Below are 1,306 nucleotides of genomic sequence, written 5' to 3'. Positions count from 1 at the left end.
GGGTCTGCTGCACGGATAGGTGACATCTGATCTGCGTCGATGTGTGTCGACGCTGGAAGGATGTGCACCATGCCGAAGGCGTTTCCCAAGGAGTTCCGCGAGGACGTGATCCGGGTCTACAGGGACTCGGATTCCTCGGTCGCTCAGGTCGCGAAGGACTTCGGCATCTCGCCGTCGTGCCTGAAGCGGTGGCTCGCGGTCGATGACCGGAACTCGGCCTCGCCCTCGCCGGCCGGTCAGGCAGCGAACGAGTCCGACGCGCTGCGTGAGGCGAACAAGCGGATCAAGCTGCTCGAGCAGGAGAACGAGGTCCTGCGCCGCGCTGCTGCCTACCTCTCCCAGGCCAACCTGCCGGGAAAATGAGGTACCCGCTCGTCCGCGAGCTGGCCGCCGACGGGATCCCCGTCGCGGTGACGTGCCGGGTCCTCAACATCGCCCGCCAGCCCTACTACCGATGGCTGGCTACTCCGGTCACCGACGCCGAACTGGTCGCCGCGTACCGGGCCAACGCGTTGTTCGACGCCCACCGCGACGACCCCGAGTTCGGCTACCGGTTCCTGGTCGACGAGGCCCGCGACGCCGGTGAGGCAATGGCCGAGCGGACCGCCTGGAAGATCTGCTCCGACCTGGGCTGGTGGTCGGCGTTCGGGAAGAAGCGCGGCAAGAACGGCAAGAAGCCCGGCCCGCCCGTCCACGACGACCTCTGCGCTGTCGTCGACGACAAGGGCAGGGTCCGGCACCAGTTCAGCGCCCAGGCTCCGAACGAGTTGTGGGTCAGCGACATCACCGAGCACTGGACCGGTGAGGGACGGCTTTACGTCTGCGCGATCAAGGACGTCTACTCCAACCGGATCGTGGGCTACTCCATCGACTCACGCATGAAGTCCCGGCTCGCGGTCGCCGCTCTCGATCACGCCGTCGCCCGGCGCCGGGCTGCAGGCGCGGGTGTGGCCGGATGTGTCCTGCACACCGACCGCGGGTCCCAGTTCCGCAGCCGGAAGTTCGTCCACGCCCTCAACCGCCACGACATGGTCGGCTCGATGGGCCGGGTCGGCGCCGCCGGCGACAACGCCGCGATGGAGTCGTTCTTCTCGCTGCTGCAGAAGAACGTGCTCGACCGCCGTGTCTGGGCCACGCGGGAAGAGCTGCGGATCGCGATCGTTCGGTGGATCGAGAGGACCTACCACCGGCGTCGCCGGCAGGCCGCTCTCGGGCGGTTGACCCCGGTCGAATACGAGTTGATCATGGCCCCGACCGCCGTCCAGGCGGCCTAACCCCAACTGTCACCTGTCCGTGCAGCAGTCCC

General features: G+C 67.8%; 1 protein-coding gene. It reads left to right on the top strand.

The window, feature by feature from the left end:
- The first annotated feature begins 69 nt into the window (after positions 1-69).
- Positions 70-1,274 (top strand): IS3 family transposase gene (locus tag E8D34_RS20625; protein ID WP_136596390.1). Its coding sequence is split into 2 segments (ribosomal slippage): positions 70-354 and positions 357-1,274, totalling 1,203 coding nucleotides; the frame shifts between segments, so codons are not numbered across the junction.
- Positions 1,275-1,306 lie beyond the last annotated feature (32 nt).

It is taken from the genome of Nocardioides sp. GY 10113, assembly GCF_004919105.1.
Lineage (GTDB): Bacteria > Actinomycetota > Actinomycetes > Propionibacteriales > Nocardioidaceae > Nocardioides.
This window is presented reverse-complemented; position numbering and strand designations above follow the sequence as displayed.